1 protein-coding gene is annotated in these 1,228 nt (G+C 75.4%); it reads left to right on the top strand.

Going from position 1 to position 1,228, the window contains the following annotated elements; translation table 11 throughout:
* Positions 1–1,228: polyketide synthase (locus tag ABZY57_RS32780; protein ID WP_356518200.1), on the top strand; the 1,228-nt coding region annotated here is incomplete at both ends.

Raw genomic sequence — 1,228 nt, 5'->3', positions numbered from 1 at the left:
GGCATCATGCCGGCCACCGTGGAAGGGGCCGAACCGGACCAGATGCTGGCGCTGCACGCCACGGCCGAGGCCATCGCCGACGCGGGCGGCGAGAGCCGCCTGCCGGCCGACCGCTCGCGGATCGGGGTCGTGCTGGGGCGCGGCGGCTTCATGGGCGTGGCGACCGCCCGGCTCGACCAACGGGTGCGCACCGCACACCAGTTGGCGCAGACCCTGCGGGAACTCGCGCCCGAGCTCGGCGAGCGCCGGATCGCCGCGGTGCGCTCCGCCTTCCAGGAGGCGCTGGGTCCCGAACGGCCCGACGCCTCGATCGGACTCGTACCGAGCTTCACGGCCGCCCGGACCGCCAACCGGCTCGACTTCCACGGGCCTGCCTACACCCTGGACGCGGCCTGCGCCTCCTCCCTGATGGCGGTCGACCAGGCGGTGGGGCTGCTGGCCGGCGGGCGCTGCGACGTGGTGATCGCCGGAGCGGTGCACCACTGCCACATCGCCACCCTGTGGAGCGTGTTCACGCAGCTGCGCGCCCTGAGCCCCAGCGAGCGGATCCGGCCCTTCGACCGGCGCGCCGACGGAACCCTGCTGTCCGAGGGCACCGGGGTGGTGCTGCTGAAGCGGCTGGCCGACGCGGAGCGTGACGGCGACCGGATCTACGCGGTGATCCGCGGCACCGGCGTGGCCGGGGACGGCAGGGCGGCGAGCCTGATGAGCCCGCTCGTCGCGGGCCAGGTGAGGGCGCTGGAACGGGCCTGGCGGGAGGCGGGTCTCGATCCGCGGGCGCCCGGCGCGCTGGGGCTGCTGGAGGCGCACGGCACCGGGACCCCGGTGGGAGACACGGCCGAACTGGACACGCTGGCCCAGGTTTTCGGTCCCTCCGCGGGTGACGGGTCGAGCGCCCGGACCGGCCTGGACACCGGCCTGGACACCGGCCTCGACATGGGGAACGCGATCGGCTTCGGCTCGGTGAAATCCATGCTCGGCCACACCATGCAGGCCTCCGGCATGGCCGGGCTGATCAAGGCCGCACTCGCGGTGCACGAGGGGGTGCTGCCGCCGACCCTGCACCTGGAAGAGCCGCACCCCGGCCTGGCACGGACCCGGATGCGGCCGGTGACGACGGCCCGGCCGTGGGAACGCGGGCCGGCGCCTCGCCGGGCGGGGGTGAACGCCTTCGGCTTCGGCGGCATCAACGCGCACGTGGTGCTGGAGGAGGCCCCCGGCGCCGCGC

The sequence above is a fragment of the Streptomyces sp. NPDC006450 genome (assembly GCF_040612195.1).
Classification (GTDB): Bacteria; Actinomycetota; Actinomycetes; order Streptomycetales; family Streptomycetaceae; genus Streptomyces.
Note: the sequence above shows the minus strand (reverse complement) of the source record. Positions and strands in the feature narration are given on the sequence as shown.